Genomic DNA, 17,570 nt, shown 5'->3' on the forward strand with positions numbered 1-17,570 from the left:
CGGGCCGAGTGCCAAAGGACGCAACCGCTTATTTGCGACCTGGGCTTTTCCCGAGTTCCTCGGAACGAATTGCGTCCTTTGGCACTGGCTCCTAGAGCGCTAGCGGCAACCTACCTGAGGCGCTCCTTGCGCAGCTGGTCCACCTCGGGCAACGCGAGTGGGGTGAGTTCCTGGGCGGGGATGCCGAGGGCGCGGGCCAGGAGGAGGTCGGCGAGTTCGGGGTTGCGGGCCAGGGCAGGGCCGTGCATGTAGGTGGCGATGACGCTGCCCTGCACAACGCCCTCAACGCCAGCCCGAGAACCGTTGTTGCCCACGCCGCGTTTCACCTGGCCGAGTGGGGAGGCGTCGGGGCCGAGGGTGGTGCCGCCCATGTGGTTTTCGAATCCGGTGAGGGGGGCGGAGAGGCCGTCGAGAAGTGGGTGGGATTGGACTTCCCCGATGGCGCGCTCCGACATGGGGGAGGTACGGACGTCGAGGACGCCGATGCCGGCGACTTCTTCGCCGTGGGCGGTGAAGCTGTGGCCGAGGACCTGCATGCCGGCGCAGACTGCGAAGACGGGGCGGCCGGCGTCGATGGCGCGCTGCAGGCCGGGGGATGCTTGCAGGCGGGAGGCCGCAATGATTTGGGCGGAGTCTTCGCCGCCGCCGAGGGTGTAGATGTCGCAGTCGGAGGGGATGTCCTCGGTGAGGGGGATGGGCCGGATGTGGGCGTCGATGTCGCGCATGCGGGCGCGTTGGCGCAGGACGAGTGCGTTGCCGTCGTCGCCGTAGGTGCCGAGTACGTCGGGCAGCAGCAGGCCGATGGTCAAAGTGTTAGTCACGGTCCAGATCCTTGTGTAGGTCCTTTTTGAGGTCGCGGAAGGCGGTGTAGTTGGCCAGCACTTCGACGCGGCCGGGTGGGCAGGCGCGGATGGCGTCGACGCAGTTGTGGATCAGTTCGTGTTCGATGTCGGCGTAGAGCAGGCGCACGGCGAGGTCGGTGCCGCGTTCGCCGGCGGCTTTGACGGCGATGCCGTGGAAGTCTTCGAATTTGACGTCCCAGAGCCAGGAGAGGTCTTCGCCGTCGGCGACTTGGCCGTTGACGGCGATGACGAGGCCGTCGGCGGTGCGGTCCACCATGGAGAGGGCCTCTTGCCAGCCTGCCGGATTCTTGGCCAGCAGGAGGCGGACTTCGTGGTCGCCGAAGTGGATGGTGGAGTAGCGTCCGGCGACGTCTTGGACGTCGGCGACGGCGGCGAGCGCAGAGGCGAGTGGTACACCGAAGACGTCGACGGCGCAGGCTACGGCCTGTGCGGCGTTGCCGCGGTTGGCCCGCCCCGGCAGCGCCAGGTCAAGCGTGACGACGCCCCCATCCGGGCAGCGCAGGCCGTCGTCGGTGACGGCGTAGGTGGGGGTGGGGCGTCGAAACTCAGAGCCATCGGGGAGGGGCTCGACGGCGTACCAGTCGTCCTCGGTGCGTACGACGTGGCCGCCGCTGCGGGGGTTGGTGACGGAGTCTCCGAGCCAGCCGGCGCCCGCGGAAACCCAGATGACGTTGGGGTGGTCCCAGGCGACGGAGGTCATCAGCACGTCGTCACAGTTAGCGATGACAGTGGCCTCCGGGTGTGCGTTGACGGCGCCGCGGAGGGCGCGCTCGATCTTGTTGATCTCACCGACGCGGTCCAGCTGGTCGCGCGACAGGTTGAGCAGCACGAACGCCTTCGGCTGCAGCCGGTCGGCGATGTGGGGGACGTGCAGCTCGTCGACCTCGAGCGCGATCGTGGAGGCGTCCTTGCCCGCCATGAGCGCGGAGATGATGCCGGCGTCCATGTTGTCGCCGCCGTCGTTGGTGGCCACGGTCCTGGTGGAGCGCAGCGCCGCCACCAGCATCTTTGTGGTGGTGGACTTGCCGTTCGTGCCCGTCACCAGCACGGCCGGGCGCCCTTTGGACAGGCCTGCCATGATGTTCGGGTCGATCGCGTTGGCAACGAGCCCGCCGATCATGCCGCCGGCGCCGCGGCCGGTGGCGCGCGACGCGAACGTGGCGGCCTTCGCGGCGGCCAGCGCAACAGAGGTACGCAGTTGTGAGAGCATGCCTCTACGTTAGTCGCGCGCTACGGCCTGGAGAAACTCCTGCGCGCTGAGCACCGGGATGTTTTTGCGGTGCGCGTGCATCGCTTTGCCACGCAGTTCTGCGCCGCGGGAGGGGGCGTCGGATACTACGAGGGATGCGGTGCGTGTGAGCTTTTCTTGGTAGTTCAGCCCGGCGTCGAGCGCGGCCTGGATGAGCTCGTCGGGGTCGACGGCGATGTCGTCGGAGATGGAGATCTCCATGCCTGGCTTGAGGCCCGCACCCGTGTAGACGCCCGGATTATCGACGTCCCCTTCGCGCTTATGCGCGTCCACCCGCAGTGCGGAGCGCTGCAGGCCGAAGCGGTCCGCCTTGAGGTCCTCCGGGTCAATGCTGGTCAGCGTGCCGTTTTCGCGCAGCTGCAGGTACACCGCGACGAGCTTCAGTGTGGCCGCCCGGGAGAGTTCCTCCTCGGGGACGCTGGCGCGTTCGACGGTGGCGGTGGCCGGTTCGGAGAGCACGCCGACTTGGTTGGCCACGGCGTTGAGTCGCTCGTCGATGAGGATGTGGCCCTGGCGGCGCGCGCTGCCGAGGATGTCCACGATTGCTTCGGGGCGCGGGATGTGGCCGACGCGCTGGCGGCGCCGGTTGTGCTTCCGCGCGCGTTGGCGGTTGGCGCGTTGGCGGTTGGCGCGGGCGGCGGCGTTCATGGCGCGGCGCGACTCGGAGACGAGGTACCCCCACTCCGTGGGGCTGTCGAGCACGATGAGGGTGCGGCCGTCGATAAGCTTGTTGAGTGCCTTGAGGTGCCGCGCGAACCGTGGCGCCTGAGCGAAGTCGCTCTTCTCCAGGTTGTGCAGGTGGCGCGGGCCGGCGTCTTTGACCGGGTTGAATACGGCGTGGAAGTCCTCGCCGACCTCGCCGTTTTCGTCGAACGTGACCGCATCGAGGGTGAGCAAACGCCCCGTGGAGGGGTGGATGCTTGTCGAAAGGGCGCTTACCGCGACGAACGGAAAGAGCTCGTGGTCAGGTGTTGTCATCACTCTGATAGTAGCTATGGCCACTGCACGCGGTGTAATGGCCCGCCGAGCGGCGTGTCCGACTGGATCTGCAGGCCGCCGAAATTGTACTGGTAGTCGGGCGCTGGTGCAGGGGCCGGCGCGGGCTGTTCCTGCACGGGAGCGGGCTGCTGCGCAGGCGCTGGTGCAGGCGCAGGAGCGGGCACGGGCGCAGGGGCTGGAGCCTGCCACACCGGGGCCGGCTGTGCTGGCATCTGGTACGCCGGTTCCTGTTGCGCCGGGGCTGGCGCCGAGGCCGGCTCAGACGCGGGCTCCGAAGAAGGCGGTGTGGTCTCCTCGGTGGTCTGTTCCGTCGACCGCTTCGAAGGTTCCGGCTTCTGGCCGGACTTGCTCGGGGAGTGCGCAGGCTCCGTCATGTACGTGGAAACTGTGTCCGGCGAGCCGCTCCACTGCTCGCTGAACGCCACCGAGCCGATCAGTGCGATCAGCAGCGCGCCGATGACAGCGGCTACCCAGCGCATCGGGTGGATCGGCTGGTTCTTCTTCGGCTGCGCCTCCGGGGCCTTCTCGTCCGCCGGGGTCTCCACGGCGGGGAACTCCTCCGAATCAGCCTTCGCTGCGGCGGACTTGGCCACCGCGTCGGCGCTGTCTTCCAGCTCCTCTGGGCGTACCACGGGGATCACGGTGGTCGCCGACATCGCCGAGGTATCCGGGTGGCGCGGGTGGACCTGCACCGGCGGAATCGGGGAGAGGGGCGGAAGCACGTCCGGGGCGAGTGGGCCAACGGTCACGCTCAACGACGGCTTGCCACCCAGCGGCGCGAGGTAGCCGTGAGCTACCGCCAGCAGGCCACGCTCGCTGAGGGACTGCAGCGTCGGCAGCAGCGCGGTGGCCACTGGCCCCACCAGGGTGCCGACGGCCCGATCCCCAATCGCGACCTGCACAGTATCTTCGGCAGCATCCTCCGTGGCGCTCAGCGTGAGCAGGTAATGCTTCCGGTCCAGCACCGAAACTTCCTGGGCTTCCTGCGCGTCCGGGAGGAAGGAGACGTCGTAGGTGCGGGTGTCGTCGAGAAACACCCACGGCTCGGTCGGGGGCTGGTTGGTGGGGATGCACAGGCCGGGGCGTGGCAGGCGGAGGACGGTTTGCAGGGAGCCGTCCGCAAGGCGGGTGGCGCGCACCGTGACCTGCGGGATCATCGAGGCTTCCACGATCCAGGACAGCTCCGCGTACTCGCGCGCGTCCGAGGCGCTCATGCTGCCGAGCACCGAGTCCTGGAAGTGAATGTCGAACCCGCCGCCCTCAGCGCGCGGGATAAGCAGCGCCGCGAGGTCCGCAACGTCCGTATCGGCGGAATCGAGCAGGTGAATGATGTGCTCTTGCTCCGCCTCGTGCACCGGGATGTTGCGAACAGCACCAAGCCCGTGGTCTGGAACCACGTATGTTGTTGCCATTTCGCCCTGCCTTACCCGGTGCTGCCTCGCCAGTAGATAAATCTCCGAGCAATGAGTATAAGGCGCGCACCTGGGTAAACGCATGTCGACCTGTGGAGGCGTGTGACGCGTCACGGTCGTACGCAGCGCGGATTCTTATACGCTGAGAGAGGCGTAAGAGAAGCGAGCGCGCTTTATCACTCGCATCTCAGTCCGCCAGGCAAAACTACCCCCCTGACGGGGGTAGTGTTAGGCGACGGTCGAGCGGTTCACCGCGGACACGATGGCCTGCATCGACGCCAACGTCGTCGATCCTGCCACGCCAGCGCCCCACGCACGCTTGCCGTCGACATCCGCGTAGATGTAGCAGGCCGCGTCGGCGTCGTCACCCGCGGAGCGGGCGCGCTGCGAGTAGTCCTGCACCTCGACGTTGATGCCGATGTTCTCCAGAGCGTTCGCGAACGCCGCGATCGGGCCGTTGCCGACACCCGTGACTTCGTGGTCCTGGCCGTTGTAAGTCACCTTGGCGCGGATCCCGGTCGTCGTGGCGTCCTTGCCTTCCTCATCCGACGTGCGGAAGGAGTGCAGCTCCAGTGGCGAATCCGGGTCCAGGTAGGTCGTGGCGAAGATGTCCCACATGTTCTTCGAGTTGACCTCGCCGCCCTCGTTGTCGGTGATGTTCTGCACCACCGCGGAGAACTCCGGCTGCATCGCCTTCGGCATATCGATGCCGTGGTCCGTCTTCATGATGTAGGCAACGCCACCCTTGCCGGACTGGGAGTTGACGCGGATGACAGCCTCGTAGTCGCGGCCCACATCCTTCGGGTCGATCGGCAGGTACGGGACCTCCCAGACCGTCTCGCGCAGCTCTTCCCACTGCACCTCGGTGGAGTTTGCACCCGGGCGCACCTTGCTCGCCAGCGCGTCCAGACCTTTATTAATAGCGTCCTGGTGCGAGCCGGAGAACGCGGTGAAGACCAGGTCGCCGCCGTATGGGTGGCGCTCGGGGACGCGCAGCTGGTTGCAGTACTCCACGACGTCGCGGATGCGCTGGATATCAGAGAAGTCGATCTGCGGGTCGACGCCCTGCGTCAGCATGTTCAGGCCCAGTGTGACCAGGTCGACGTTGCCGGTGCGTTCACCGTTGCCGAACAGGCAGCCTTCGATGCGGTCCGCGCCCGCCATGTAGCCCAGCTCGGCCGCGGCGATGCCTTCGCCGCGGTCGTTGTGGGGGTGCAGCGACAGGATGATGGAGTCGCGGCGCTTCAGGTTGCGGTGCATCCACTCGACCGAGTCCGCGTACACATTTGGGGTAATCATTTCGACGGTCGCCGGCAGGTTGATGATCATCGGCTGCTCAGGGGTCGCGTCCATGATCTCGACGACGGCGTCGCACACCTCAGCCGCAAAGTCCAGCTCAGTGCCGGTGAAGGACTCCGGCGAGTACTGCCAGCGCCAGTTCGTGTCCGGGTAATCCTTCGCGATGCCCTTGATCAGCTCCGCCGCGTCCGTCGCCAGCTTCTTGATCGCCGGGCGGTCTTTGCGGAACACCACTTCGCGCTGCAGCTTCGACGTCGAGTTGTAGAAGTGCACGATCACGTTCTTCGCGCCCGAGCACGCCTCGAACGTGCGATGAATCAGGTGCTCACGGGCCTGCACCAGCACCTGGATGGTGACGTCATCCGGGATCATGTCCTGCTCGATGATCTCGCGCACAAAGTTGAAGTCAGTCTGCGAGGCGGACGGGAAGCCCACCTCGATCTCCTTGTAACCCATCTCCACCAGCAGGTTGAACATGCGGCGCTTGCGCTCCGGGTTCATCGGGTCAATCAGGGCCTGGTTGCCGTCGCGCAGGTCCACCGCGCACCACTGTGGCGCGTGCGTGATGGTGGCGTCTGGCCAGGTGCGATCCGGCAGGCGGATAGGCTCTACCTCCTGCGCAAACGGCAGGTAGCGGTGCGCTGGCATCTTCGATGGCTGCTGCTTATTCCAGGCTGGTTGGGTGGTCATTGTGGCTGTTCTCCTTCGTGGCGAGTTTCACGGTCGGCGTGCACAAACTCCGCGACGGGCGCCGGCCGTGTTACAACGAGGCCTGTATCCCGCCGCGGCAGATTAGGAGCAGCAGCTGATGTGACATGCGCCAAAGCATACACGGTTTGGGCCTATCCCACTTGAATACTGACCCGTGTGAGCATCGCCGCGCTGGCCAGCATCATAATTATCGACGCCACCATCGCTACCCAACCCCCAACACTGGACACGGCGAAGTTCTCCCCAAGCAGCACGATGCCCAAGGTGAGTGCAACCAGCGGCTCAACAACCTTCATGGCCGGCAGCGTGGTGGCCAGCTTGCTGGCGCCGAACGCGAACTGCTGCACTGCCGTGCCCAGCACCGCGCAGGCCAGCATGGCCCAGAACTGCCACGACTCCACAAGTCCAACGACTCCGCCGTGTACGTAGGCGTCCACAGCCACCTTGGAAAACACCGCCAGGTAGCCGAAGATCGCGCCGCACAGGATGCCGTAGGCCAGCGCCTGCGTAGCGGCGCCACGGGTGCGGGCGAACGCGACCGTCCCGACCATCCAGGCCAGCCCAACCCCGATTGCCAGCACCCAGCCGACCATCCCCGGCGGGGCGGTGCCCGGAACCGGGCGGCCCACCAGGATCACCACCGCAACGAAAATGGTCAGCAGCGTCGCCCACGCCGTGCCCTGCGGCGACATTGTGCGGTGCTCCACGCGCGCCGAAAGTAGCAGCGTGAACATCAGTGACAGCACCAGAATCGGCTGGACTACCAGCAGGGATCCGAACGCCAGCGCCAGCGCCTGAAATCCGTACGCGGCCAGCGCAAGGGCGAGCGATGCCCACCAGGCGGGGCGTCGCAAAGAAGAAAGCGGTGAGGGATTGACCTCCGTTGTGGAGCGGCCGGCGCGCAAGATGCGGTGGCGCCACACCGTCCCCACCGCGATGAGCAGCGCAGACGTGAGCGCAAAGCTAATCGCAAGGAAGTCGTTCTGCATGGTCAACGATAATACTAATTTTCTGTGCCATGTCGCCCCATAGTCGTTTTTGGGACGCTATTCTTATAGTGCGGATTTTCACGCGACAGTTTTTACACCGATGGAAGGTTCTACCATGGCATTGATCGTGCAGAAATACGGGGGCTCGTCCCTCGAAAGCGCCGACCGCATACGCGCGGTTGCTGAACGCATCGTTGCCACTAAGAAGCAGGGGCACGATGTCGTGGTGGTGTGTTCCGCAATGGGCGACACCACCGACGAGCTGCTGGACCTCGCCGCCCGCGTCAACCCAACCCCACCCGCCCGCGAGATGGACATGCTGCTCACCGCAGGCGAGCGCATCTCGAACTCGCTGGTCGCGATGGCGGTCGCATCCTTCGGCGCTGATGTGCAGTCCTTCACCGGCTCGCAAGCGGGCGTCATCACCACCGAGCGCCACGGCAACGCCCGCATTATTGAGGTGACGCCGGGCCGCGTCCAAGAAGCTATCGACGCCGGCCGCATCGCCATCGTCGCCGGCTTCCAGGGCGTCAACCGTGACACCAAGGACGTCACCACCCTCGGCCGCGGCGGGTCCGATACCACCGCCGTCGCCCTCGCCGCCGCCCTCGGCGCCGACGAGTGCGAAATCTACTCGGACGTCGACGGCGTCTACACCGCCGACCCACGCATCGTCCACGATGCCCGCAAGCTCGACAAACTCTGCTTCGAAGAGATGCTTGAGCTCGCCGCGTCCGGCTCGAAAATCCTTGTGCTGCGCAGTGTGGAATATGCGCGCGCATTCAACGTACCCATGCGGGTGCGTTCGTCATACAGCAACGATCCCGGCACCCTCGTCGCCGGAGCATTGGAGGATATCCCCATGGAAGAAGCAGTACTGTCCGGCGTTGCCACCGACGCCTCCGAAGCGAAAATCACCATCCTCGGCGTCAAGGACCTGCCAGGGGAGGCCGCCAAGGTGTTCCGCGTCCTCGCCGACAACGAGATCAACATCGACATGGTGCTGCAGAACATCTCCAGCCTCCACAACCTGACCACCGACATCACCTTCACCCTCCCAATTGCCGACGGCCCCCGCGCCATGGAACTGCTCAAGGCCCTCCAGGCGAAAGAAGGCTGGGACAACATCACCTACAACGACCAGATCGGCAAGGTGTCCCTCATCGGTGCAGGCATGAAGACCCACCCGGGCGTCACCGCCGACTTCACCGAAGCACTTCGCGACGCCGGCGTGAACATCGACATGATCACCACCTCCGAAATCCGCATCACTGCCGTTGTACGCGAAATCGACCTTGAGGAAGCCACCCGCGCTATCCACGACAAGTTCGAACTCGGCGGCGACGAACCAGCCATCGTCTACGCTGGCACCGGACGCTAAGAAAGGACACACTTCATGACCACCATCGCAGTAGTAGGTGCAACCGGCCAGGTCGGCCGCGTCATGCGCGAAATCCTCGCCGAACGAGACTTCCCAGCGGACAAAGTGCGCTTCTTCGCATCACCACGCTCCGCGGGTAAGCACCTCGAATACCGCGGCCAGGACGTCGTCGTCGAAGACCTCACCCAGGTCACCGAAGACTCCGTCGCCGACGTCGACATCGCGCTCTTTTCCGCAGGCGGCGGCACCTCCAAGCAGTGGGCCCCAGTCTTCGCAGCCGCCGGCGCCACCGTCGTAGACAACTCCTCCGCGTGGCGCAAGGACGACGACGTCCCCCTCATCGTCTCCGAGGTCAACCCCGACGAAGCCAAGGCGCCAGCCAAGGGCATCATCGCGAACCCGAACTGCACCACCATGGCAATCATGCCCGTGGCCAAGGCACTCCATGACGCCGCCGGCCTTCACACCATGCGCGTAGCCTCCTACCAGGCCGTATCCGGCTCCGGCCTCGCCGGTGTGCAGGCGCTTGCAAATCAGGTCGCCGAAATCGGCGAGCGCAACACCGAACTCGCCCTCGACGGCTCCCTCCTCCAGCCCGAGGAGCTCGGCCCATACGTCGCACCGATCGCCTTCAACGCGCTGCCACTCGCCGGCAACCTCGTCGACGACGGCACCGAAGAAACCGACGAGGAGCAGAAACTCCGCAACGAATCGCGCAAGATCCTCTCCATCCCAGACCTGCGCGTCTCCGGCACCTGCGTCCGCGTCCCAGTGTTCACCGGGCACACCATGGTCGTCCACGCCGAGTTTGAGAAGGAAATCACCCCTGACCAGGCTCGCGCCGTCCTGGAGGCCGCGCCGGGCGTCTCCGTCGTCGACGTACCGACCCCTCTCGCCGCCGCCGGCAAGGACGATTCCCTCGTCGGTCGCATCCGCCAGGACCAGGCCGTCGACGGCAACCGCGGCCTCGTGTTCGTCGTCTCCGGCGACAACCTGCGCAAGGGCGCCGCACTGAACACGATTCAGATCGCGGAGCTGCTTGTGAAGTAGCTTTTCTGGCTTCTTGAGGGCGCTTGAGGGCGCTTGAGGCGGTCCCCTGGGGTTTGCTCCCTGGCGGGGCCGCTTTTCTGCTTCGGCTTTTGGGGCAGGCCGTTCCGCGACCAGGGGAAATGCCCAAATACTTTCCTGGATCCAGGGTTTGAGGTGTGGTTGCTAGGTAGCAGTGCCAATGGACGCACCTGAAAACGTCTAGCACATTGCTGACCTGCAGTGTTGAATAGCTGCACCAAAACCGGTTGCGTCCTTTGGTACTAGGCCTCTCTGGGTGCACACCAAATTCGCCCATGCAGAATCAACGACCTGGGGAAACGTCCCGACCCCTCTCCGGAAAAACAGGAATTTGGTGCGCTCACCCTTGTATGAGCCAAAGAAAAAGTGCCAAAGCACGCATCTTGCGTCCCTTGGCACTTGGCTGGGCAGGATTATTTAGCCTGGCTCTCAGCCTCTTCCGTCTCGAGGACTTCTTCCGCTTCGAGGGCCTGCTCGGCCTCTTCGATCATGGCTTCCTTGAAGTCCTTATTTTCCATGACGGACTTCTCGGTAATCTTGTCCAGCTCGCGCTGGTCGTGGCGGGTGAACTTCACGCGCGGATCGAGTTTGTCCTTCATGAGCTCGAGGGCGCGGCGTCGCAGGCTGCCTTCGTGGCGCAGGGTTTCCGAGCCGCGGATGCGGGCTGATGTGACCACAACGATGAGTACCAGGCCCAGGTAGCCCAGGATCGGGTAGACGAACGAGATTAAGTCCTTGAAGCCGACGAAGGACAGGACGAACCCGATCAGGCACGCGGAGATGTAGATGACGCGGAACCTCTGCTGGCGACCGCGTGCCAGGCGCTTGCCTAGGGCGTAGAACATGCCCAACGAGGTGGCGAAAATCATGCCGAAGATCACGAACGTCATGATGAGGCCGAGTGTTGGGTTGATGTTGTTGATGAGGGTGAGCATCGGCATGTCGTGGCCGTTGACGTCGCTGATGCTGACCATGAGGCCCATGCCGAGCAGGAGCAGCATCGCGAGGTAGGCAATGCCGCCGAAGAGGCCGCCGAGGCCGGTTTCGCGCGGATCGAGGTAGTTGCCGCCGATGACGACCGCCATGGACACAACGCAGATGAAGTTCAGGCCGGTGTAGTTCAGTGCGGCGATCCACCAGTTTGGCAGCTCGGTTGCGACGTCCTGGGCTGCGATGTTGATGCTATCCCAGTCTGGCTGCGCGTTGACGATGGTCCAGGTGCAGCCGCCGATCACGAAGATCAGGAGGAATGGGGTGAGGATGCCGATCGCGCCGGTCACCTTATTGACGTCCAGCATGCCAACACCGAGCACCATTGCCAGCATGATGACGGCGCCGATCCAGACCGGGATGCCGAACTGCTGGTTCAGGTTCGCGCCCGCACCTGCGAACATGATGAACCCGATGGAGAACAGCGTGATGATGGTCGAGATGTCGAGCACCCAGCCCATGACCTTGCCCGTGATGTTGCCGAGCACTTCCATGTGTTCAGTCGCCTGGAAGTAGGAGCCAAGCTGGAGGATGGAGATACCGCCGACCAGCATCAGGGCCGAGCTCAAGAGTGCTCCCCAAATGCCTTGCGTGCCGAAGGCTACAAAGTACTGCATCGCTTCCTGCCCGGACGCAAACCCGGCGCCGACAACGATGCCGATGAAGGCAAAGGAGATCGCTATTGCGTTTCGAATCATAAAAGGCAGTGTAGTTGATGGGTTGGGCCTGGTCGGTGAATTCGGAACCTTTTTGGTTTGGTTCCATGTGGATCATTCGTCCGTGTTGGTGCGCTGCGCTGCGTCCCTTTTGCGTATGAATGCGAAGACGTCGTCGGCGTATAGGCGCCGGTGCGCCCCGACTTTGTGGCCGGCTAATTGGCCGGTGTCGATGAGCTTCACGACGTGAGGCCTGGACACGTGGAGGAGGTCCGCCGCCTGCTGGGTGGTGAGTTCTTTACGTACGGGCACTATTTCAACCGGCCTGCCCTCCACCTCGTTGGCGAGCACTTCGCGTAGTGCAGAGGCGGCGGATCGTGGAATCCGTAGCGGCTGCTGGGACCCATCGACGACAATGTCGACGCTGCTCGAGTGGGGTTGTGAAAGCGCGATGTCAAGGTCTTCGAGGGCCTGCTGTGCAATAAACGAAAAATGGGATTATGAACTAGGTCTGTTCAGTGAGTCGCATGATGTCTTTTCGGGCGCGGGCGACGCGGGAGCGGATGGTCCCGATGCGCACGCCAGCGATTTTGGCGGCTTCCTCGTAGCTGTAGCCGAGCACTTGCGTGAGGACGATGGCTTCGCGCCTGTCGGGGGCGAGTTCGTTGAGGAGGTTGTGGGCGTCGATAACTTCGGGCCACAGGTTCGGGTCGTCGGTGCTGGGCTGTTGGTTGGCGACGTCGTCGTAGTCACTGTTGGTGGCGCGCGGGCGGCTGCGGTCGTGGCGCACGGAGTCGATCCAGGTGCGGCGCGCGATGGAGAGGAGCCACGTGCGGGCGGTGGAGCGGCCGGCGAAGCGTGGGAGGGCGCCGAGGGCGCGCAGGTAGGTTTCCTGGGTGAGGTCGTCGGCGGCGTCGTGTCCTGCGAGGTGGGCGAGGAGGCGCCAGACGTCGTCTTGGGTGGCGGCGATGAAGTCGGTGAGGGCAGCTTTGTCGCCCCGACCTGCCCGGAGGGCGAGGTCGGTGACGTACTGGCTATCGCTGCTGTTCACGAATAAAAAGGGTACCAGTATTGGAAAAACCCTTGATGCCACTCTGATATTCGCGTACTGTATAAATCGAACCCTAACAATAAGGAGGGCCTAACAATGGCAGAGAAGAACGTAGACCACATCCTTTCGAACGGCGAACGTCCAGCGGGCAAGGGTCAAACCACCCAGCTCAGTGGCCAGCCCGTCCCATCGGAAAACGTGAGTGTTACGCAGGGCCGTCAGGGCGCGAATGTCCTGGATGACATTCACCTCATCGAGAAGCTTGCGCACTTCAACCGCGAGAATGTCCCCGAACGTATTCCACACGCGAAGGGCCACGGAGCATTCGGTGAGCTGCACATCACCGAGGACGTGTCCAAGTACACGAAGGCGAAGCTCTTCCAGCCTGGCACCGTCACCCCGATGGCTGCACGCTTCTCCACCGTTGCTGGTGAGGCAGGCTCCCCAGACACTTGGCGTGACGTTCACGGTTTCGCACTGCGCTTCTACACCGAAGACGGCAACTATGACATTGTCGGCAATAACACCCCGACGTTCTTCCTGCGCGACGGCATCAAGTTCCCGGACTTCATCCACTCCCAGAAGCGCCAGCCGAACTCCGGCCTGCGCGATGACGAGATGCAGTGGGACTTCTGGACCCGCACCCCTGAATCCGCCCACCAGGTGACCTACCTGCTCGGCGACCGCGGCACTCCGAAGACCTCCCGTCACCAGGACGGATTCGGCTCCCACACCTTCCAGTGGATCAACGAGGAAGGCACCCCAGTTTGGGTCAAATACCACTTCAAGACCCGCCAGGGCTGGGAATGCTTCACCGACGAAGAAGCCACCGAGAAGGCCGGCACGGACCCGGACTTCCAGCGCGAGGACCTCTTCAATGCCATCAAGGAGGGGGACTACCCAATCTGGGACGTCAAGGTCCAGATCATGCCGTTCGAGGAAGCGAAAGACTACCGCTTCAACCCGTTCGACCTCACCAAGACGTGGTCGCAGAAGGACTACCCGCTTATCGACGTCGGCTACTTCGTCCTCAACCGCAACCCGAAGAACTTCCACGCCCAGATCGAGCAGCTGGCACTCGACCCAGCCAACCTGGTCCCAGGCATTGGCCTGTCCCCGGACCGTATGCTGCAGGCTCGCGTCTTTGCGTACTCTGACCAGCAGCGCTACCGCATCGGTGCCAATTACAAGGACCTGCCGGTCAACCGCCCGATCAACCAGGTGAACACCTACGCCGAGCGTGGCTCCATGGCGTACTTCTTCAACGAGGAGAACGAGCCAAACTACAGCCCGAACTCCTACGAGAAGGGCGCCGGCTACCTCGACGACGGCGAAACCTCCGCCAGCGGCCAGGACCTCGGCCTCGCCGAGAACCTCTACATCAACCCGGACCCGGAGGGCACCGACCTGGTGCGCGCCGCCTACGTTAAGCACCCCGAGGATGACGACTTCGGCCAGGCCGGCACCCTCTACCGCGACGTCTTCGACGACGCCGCCAAGGAACGCTTCGTGCACAACATCACGAACAAGATGATGGCGATCACCAACAAGGAGATCGAGGAGCGCGTCTACGAATACTGGGGCAAGGTCGACGCTGACCTGGAAACCAAGGTCCGCGAATCCTTCGCCGCTAAGCGCGCAGCGCAGCAGAAGTAACCCTTAACGATTTAAACCCGCCAGGACGGTGACGTCCCGGCGGGTTTAGGCGTTTTTGGGGTACAGACACGGCACCACCCCAAGCGTTTTGTTCGTGTCGAGGTGTTAATGGAGTGCGATGCTGGTCACCGAAAATCGGCCCGGGCGGGTGAAAATGCGCGACCTGCATCGCACTCCTTTAAGCCCACGCTATGAACGGTTTTGAGCGCGCGCAAACCTCCAGAACCGGAACCTAAATCCGGTAGTTCGGCCGGTTCGGGTGCCGGTCGCGCTTATCGGAGACGGTCACGCCGTAGAGGGTGCGGCCCATGATGAAGGAGCCGACGGAGCCGACGATCCATACGCCGGCGATGGCGATGATGGCGCGGAGGAAGTCATTGAGGTCGAAGCCGGTGGTGGACCAGGACCAGATCAGCTTGGCAACGACCAGGATCGGAAAGGCCAGGCAGACGGTTGGGCCGAGTAGGTTCGCGCGGGTTAGTGCGTCGGGGGCGCGCAGCTGCAGGAGCGCGGTGGCGACCACCAGTAGGGTGGCCACGATGACGAGCGCTGCGACGATGATTTCGATGATGGTCATTAGCGGCGTCCTCTCGTGATGATGCGGGCCATGGAGATGGTCGGGATAACGCCACAGACGAGGCCTGCGAGGATGGCGATTTCGTAGCCGATCATGGTCTGGGTCCAGATGGACCAGACGAGGAAGATGGTGACCATGGCGTAGAAAATGAGGTCGGCCATGACGGCGCGGGAAAGCTCGTCCTTGACCAGGATCAGACCAGCGAGGCCGACGAGCAGGCTGAGCGCCATGACGATGACGCAGCCCATGAGGATCATTTCAAACATGTTCTAGTCCATCCTTTCCGCTGGTGGCAGGGTGTGGTCGTCGGGGTCGCCGAGGTCCACGTAGGGGTCCCACCCGATGGTTGCTGGGTCCAACGGGGTGGCTTTGACTGCCGGGTTGATGCGCTCTTCCATGTCGATGAGGCCAGCGATCTGCTCCAAAGGGTCGCTGCCGAACGCGGCCTGCACCAGCAACACGATCGGGCCGTCTTCCTGGGCGGGGTAGCGCAGTCCAAGGGACAGGGTGCCCGGGGTGACGGTGATGGAGGTGGAGTACCAGAAGATCTGCCAGTCGGTGGTCAGGCGCAGCGGGTAGTAGATGATGATCGGGTCCAGCCCAGTGTTGGGTTTGAACGCGGCCGCGGCCGCGCTGAAGCCGGAGGCGAAGATTTCTTTGATGAGCCAGGCGGTGTAGCCCACGCCGTGTGCGAAGCGTTGCAGCATGGTTAGTTACCTCCTTGGAGGGTGTCCACATCGGGGATGCCGATGGCGTCGTCGCCGAGGACGGCGGTGGTGTAGGAGTCGACGTCGAGAAGACTGTCGACGGCCGCGGTGCTGGCTGCCCAGAGTGGGCCGGCGCCGATGAACATGCCGAGGGACATGAACATGAGCAGCGCGGACGGTGCGAGCAGCTTCGCGCGGACGTTGAGGGCCTTCGGGTAGTGCTGCATTGGGCGGCCCCAGAAGACGCGCTTCCAGACGCGCATCATGGACAGCAGCGCACCGAAGGACGCGACGATGATGGTGGTGATTGCCACCCAGGAGCGCCAGTCGCCGGGTGTAGCGGCGGCGAGCACGATGGTGACTTTGCCGAAGAGGCCGGAGAACGGCGGGAAGCCGACGATGGAGAACGCGCCGGCGACGAATACCGCGGAGGTGAGCGGGTCGCGGCGTGCGAGGCCGGACAGCTTCGAGATGGTGCCGGTGCCGTAGGTTTCCTCGATGGCACCGACGTTGAGCACGAGTGCTGCGATGGTGATCATGTGGTGCAGCGTGTACATGAGGCCGGCGGCGAGGGCGTAGCGGGCGTCGTCGTTAGTAAAGGCCAGCATGATGAGGATGAACGGCATGCCGTTGACCATCTGGTAGCCCAGGACGCGGCGCATGGTGTGCTCAGCAAGGCCGGCGAAGCCACCGATGAGCATGGAGATCACCATGATGACGATGATCAGTGCGTTCCAGCGCGCGTCCATGTCGAAGATGACCACCCAGATGCGGAAGAGCATGTAGACGGCCACCTTGGTGTGCAGGCCGGAGAACAGGCCCATGACGGCGGCACTGGTGGAGGGGTAGGTGCGTGGCAGCCAGGTATGGACCGGGAAGACGCCGGCTTTGGCGGCGATGGCGATGACGACCAGGCCGGTGGCCACGGTGATCGGTCCGTTGCCGGCCGCGGCGCCGCGCAGGGCGGCGATGTTGACGGCGCCGGCAACACCGTAGATGTAGCCCACGCCCATCACGAGCAGCGTCGACGCCGCCAGGTTCACCAGCACGAACGTGCGGGCGGACAGCAGGCGGTTGCGGGTGCCGGTCATGGCGATGAGGCCGTAGGACGGCAGCAGCATGACCTCGATCATGACGAAGAAGTTGAACAGGTCCGCGGTGAGCAGTGCGCCGGAGACACCGGTGATAAGCACCAGGGTTAGCGGCGTGAAGTAGCGCGCCTGGGTTTCACCGGCCACGCTGGCGAACCAGTTGGAGGTCAGCGCCACGATCATGGTGGTGATCAGCATGATGGCCGAGAACTGGTCGGCAGCAAAGGAGATGCCGACGCCACCCTGGTACAGGCCGATGACGTGGGAGATGGTGCCGTGCTCGGCGGTGTAGCTGTACAGCCAAATGGCCAGGCCGAGGTTGATAGCGGGGATGATGAGGCCCAGGGCGTCGTTGCCGCGCTTCCAGGGACTGAGCGTCGTCACCGCCGCCATGATGAGCGGCAGCGCGACGAAGACTGGGAGGATTGCGTCCGCACTCATGCGCGTGGTGCTCCTTCCGTGTTGTTCATCTTGTTCGGGTTGAGGCGCGCGGTGCGGCCTGCGGTGGACAGCGCGGACGGGCTCAGGCGCATCAGGTCGTAGGTGCCTGCGACGCCGGTCGGGTTGTCCATGGTGTCGTCATCCTTGCCGAGTGAGGCCAGCATGAGCAGGATCGTGGTCGTCGCCATGGAGATAACGATGGCGGTGAGCACGAAGGCTTGCGGCAGCGGGTCGGACAGGTCGGCGAAGGCGGTGCGGGAGGGGAATGCCTCGCCGCGCCAGGCGCCGACGCCGGTGGCCAGCAGTGTCAGGTTGGAGGCGTGCCCGAACAGGGACATGCCGAAAATGATGCGGACCATGCCGCGCTGGAGGATCATGTAGACGGACCCTGCAACCAGGACCGCGATGGTAAGTGCCATGACCATGTGGT

General features: G+C 64.1%; 17 protein-coding genes. 3 read left to right on the plus strand and 14 right to left on the minus strand.

Annotated elements, in window-relative coordinates:
- Nucleotides 1-110: 110 nt before the first annotated feature.
- The 6 genes from BQ4436_RS00575 to BQ4436_RS00600 form a co-directional block, all read right to left on the minus strand.
- A complete protein-coding gene (locus BQ4436_RS00575; protein WP_070975150.1) occupies nt 111-821 on the minus strand; it encodes a type 1 glutamine amidotransferase in 711 nt (236 codons plus the stop codon).
- The gene (locus tag BQ4436_RS00580) at nt 814-2,073 is read right to left on the minus strand and encodes a Mur ligase family protein (protein WP_070975151.1); all 1,260 of its coding nucleotides are present in this window, start codon (nt 2,071-2,073) and stop codon (nt 814-816) included. The genes BQ4436_RS00575 and BQ4436_RS00580 overlap by 8 nt, the downstream gene beginning before the upstream one ends.
- Before the next feature lie 9 nt (nt 2,074-2,082).
- The gene (locus tag BQ4436_RS00585) at nt 2,083-3,090 is read right to left on the minus strand and encodes a DNA polymerase III subunit epsilon (protein ID WP_070975152.1); all 1,008 of its coding nucleotides are present in this window, start codon (nt 3,088-3,090) and stop codon (nt 2,083-2,085) included.
- 14 nt (nt 3,091-3,104) lie between these two features.
- A complete protein-coding gene (locus BQ4436_RS11820; RefSeq protein WP_070975153.1) occupies nt 3,105-4,523 on the minus strand; it encodes a hypothetical protein in 1,419 nt (472 codons plus the stop codon).
- A gap of 228 nt (nt 4,524-4,751) precedes the next feature.
- Complete coding sequence (gene leuA, locus BQ4436_RS00595) at nt 4,752-6,512, minus strand: 2-isopropylmalate synthase (protein ID WP_255366073.1); 1,761 nt, start codon at nt 6,510-6,512, stop codon at nt 4,752-4,754.
- A gap of 152 nt (nt 6,513-6,664) precedes the next feature.
- Nucleotides 6,665-7,522 (minus strand): DMT family transporter, encoded by an 858-nt coding sequence (locus BQ4436_RS00600; protein WP_070363273.1) that lies wholly within the window; start codon nt 7,520-7,522, stop codon nt 6,665-6,667.
- A 115-nt stretch (nt 7,523-7,637) separates the two neighbouring features.
- Between BQ4436_RS00600 and BQ4436_RS00605 the strand changes: the two genes are divergently transcribed.
- Nucleotides 7,638-8,903, plus strand: coding sequence for an aspartate kinase (locus tag BQ4436_RS00605; RefSeq protein ID WP_070363272.1), 1,266 nt, complete (start codon nt 7,638-7,640; stop codon nt 8,901-8,903).
- A 15-nt stretch (nt 8,904-8,918) separates the two neighbouring features.
- Entirely contained in the window at nt 8,919-9,953 is a 1,035-nt protein-coding gene (locus BQ4436_RS00610; protein WP_070477284.1) for an aspartate-semialdehyde dehydrogenase, read from the plus strand.
- Between the two features lie 431 nt (nt 9,954-10,384).
- Here the strand turns inward: BQ4436_RS00610 and BQ4436_RS00615 are convergent, their stop codons facing one another.
- The 3 genes from BQ4436_RS00615 to BQ4436_RS00625 all read right to left on the minus strand — a co-directional run bounded on the left by BQ4436_RS00615 (nt 10,385) and on the right by BQ4436_RS00625 (nt 12,668).
- A complete protein-coding gene (locus BQ4436_RS00615) occupies nt 10,385-11,659 on the minus strand; it encodes a YkvI family membrane protein (protein WP_070975154.1) in 1,275 nt (424 codons plus the stop codon).
- Between the two features lie 72 nt (nt 11,660-11,731).
- On the minus strand, nt 11,732-11,929 hold the full coding sequence (locus tag BQ4436_RS12355; protein ID WP_176754774.1) for a helix-turn-helix domain-containing protein: 198 nt from the start codon (nt 11,927-11,929) through the stop codon (nt 11,732-11,734).
- A gap of 193 nt (nt 11,930-12,122) precedes the next feature.
- Nucleotides 12,123-12,668 carry an RNA polymerase sigma factor gene (locus BQ4436_RS00625; protein WP_070363268.1) on the minus strand — a complete coding sequence of 182 codons (546 nt, stop codon included), beginning with the start codon at nt 12,666-12,668 and terminating at the stop codon, nt 12,123-12,125.
- 96 nt (nt 12,669-12,764) lie between these two features.
- Here BQ4436_RS00625 and BQ4436_RS00630 point away from each other — a divergent pair, with 96 nt between their 5' ends.
- Nucleotides 12,765-14,324 carry a catalase gene (locus BQ4436_RS00630; protein WP_070975156.1) on the plus strand — a complete coding sequence of 520 codons (1,560 nt, stop codon included), beginning with the start codon at nt 12,765-12,767 and terminating at the stop codon, nt 14,322-14,324.
- A gap of 232 nt (nt 14,325-14,556) precedes the next feature.
- Here BQ4436_RS00630 and BQ4436_RS00635 read toward each other — a convergent pair whose 3' ends face one another.
- The 5 genes from BQ4436_RS00635 to BQ4436_RS00655 are packed head-to-tail and all read right to left on the minus strand — an operon-like array spanning nt 14,557 to nt 17,565.
- The gene (locus BQ4436_RS00635) at nt 14,557-14,901 is read right to left on the minus strand and encodes a Na+/H+ antiporter subunit G (RefSeq protein WP_070363266.1); all 345 of its coding nucleotides are present in this window, start codon (nt 14,899-14,901) and stop codon (nt 14,557-14,559) included.
- Complete coding sequence (locus BQ4436_RS00640; RefSeq protein WP_070363265.1) at nt 14,901-15,167, minus strand: cation:proton antiporter; 267 nt, start codon at nt 15,165-15,167, stop codon at nt 14,901-14,903. Before BQ4436_RS00640 ends, BQ4436_RS00635 begins: the two co-directional genes overlap by 1 nt.
- 3 nt (nt 15,168-15,170) lie before the next feature.
- Nucleotides 15,171-15,608, minus strand: coding sequence for a monovalent cation/H+ antiporter subunit E (locus tag BQ4436_RS00645; RefSeq protein ID WP_083329363.1), 438 nt, complete (start codon nt 15,606-15,608; stop codon nt 15,171-15,173).
- Nucleotides 15,609-15,610: 2 nt separating this feature from the next.
- Nucleotides 15,611-17,140: a monovalent cation/H+ antiporter subunit D family protein gene (locus BQ4436_RS00650; RefSeq protein WP_070477295.1), complete on the minus strand. Its 1,530-nt coding sequence runs from the start codon at nt 17,138-17,140 to the stop codon at nt 15,611-15,613.
- A complete protein-coding gene (locus BQ4436_RS00655; RefSeq protein WP_070975157.1) occupies nt 17,137-17,565 on the minus strand; it encodes a cation:proton antiporter subunit C in 429 nt (142 codons plus the stop codon). The genes BQ4436_RS00650 and BQ4436_RS00655 overlap by 4 nt, the downstream gene beginning before the upstream one ends.
- Between the last annotated feature and the right edge of the window lie 5 nt (nt 17,566-17,570).

Origin of the sequence: Corynebacterium sp. MC3 (assembly GCF_900099485.1) — a bacterium.
GTDB classification, from domain to species: Bacteria; Actinomycetota; Actinomycetes; order Mycobacteriales; family Mycobacteriaceae; genus Corynebacterium; species Corynebacterium pseudogenitalium.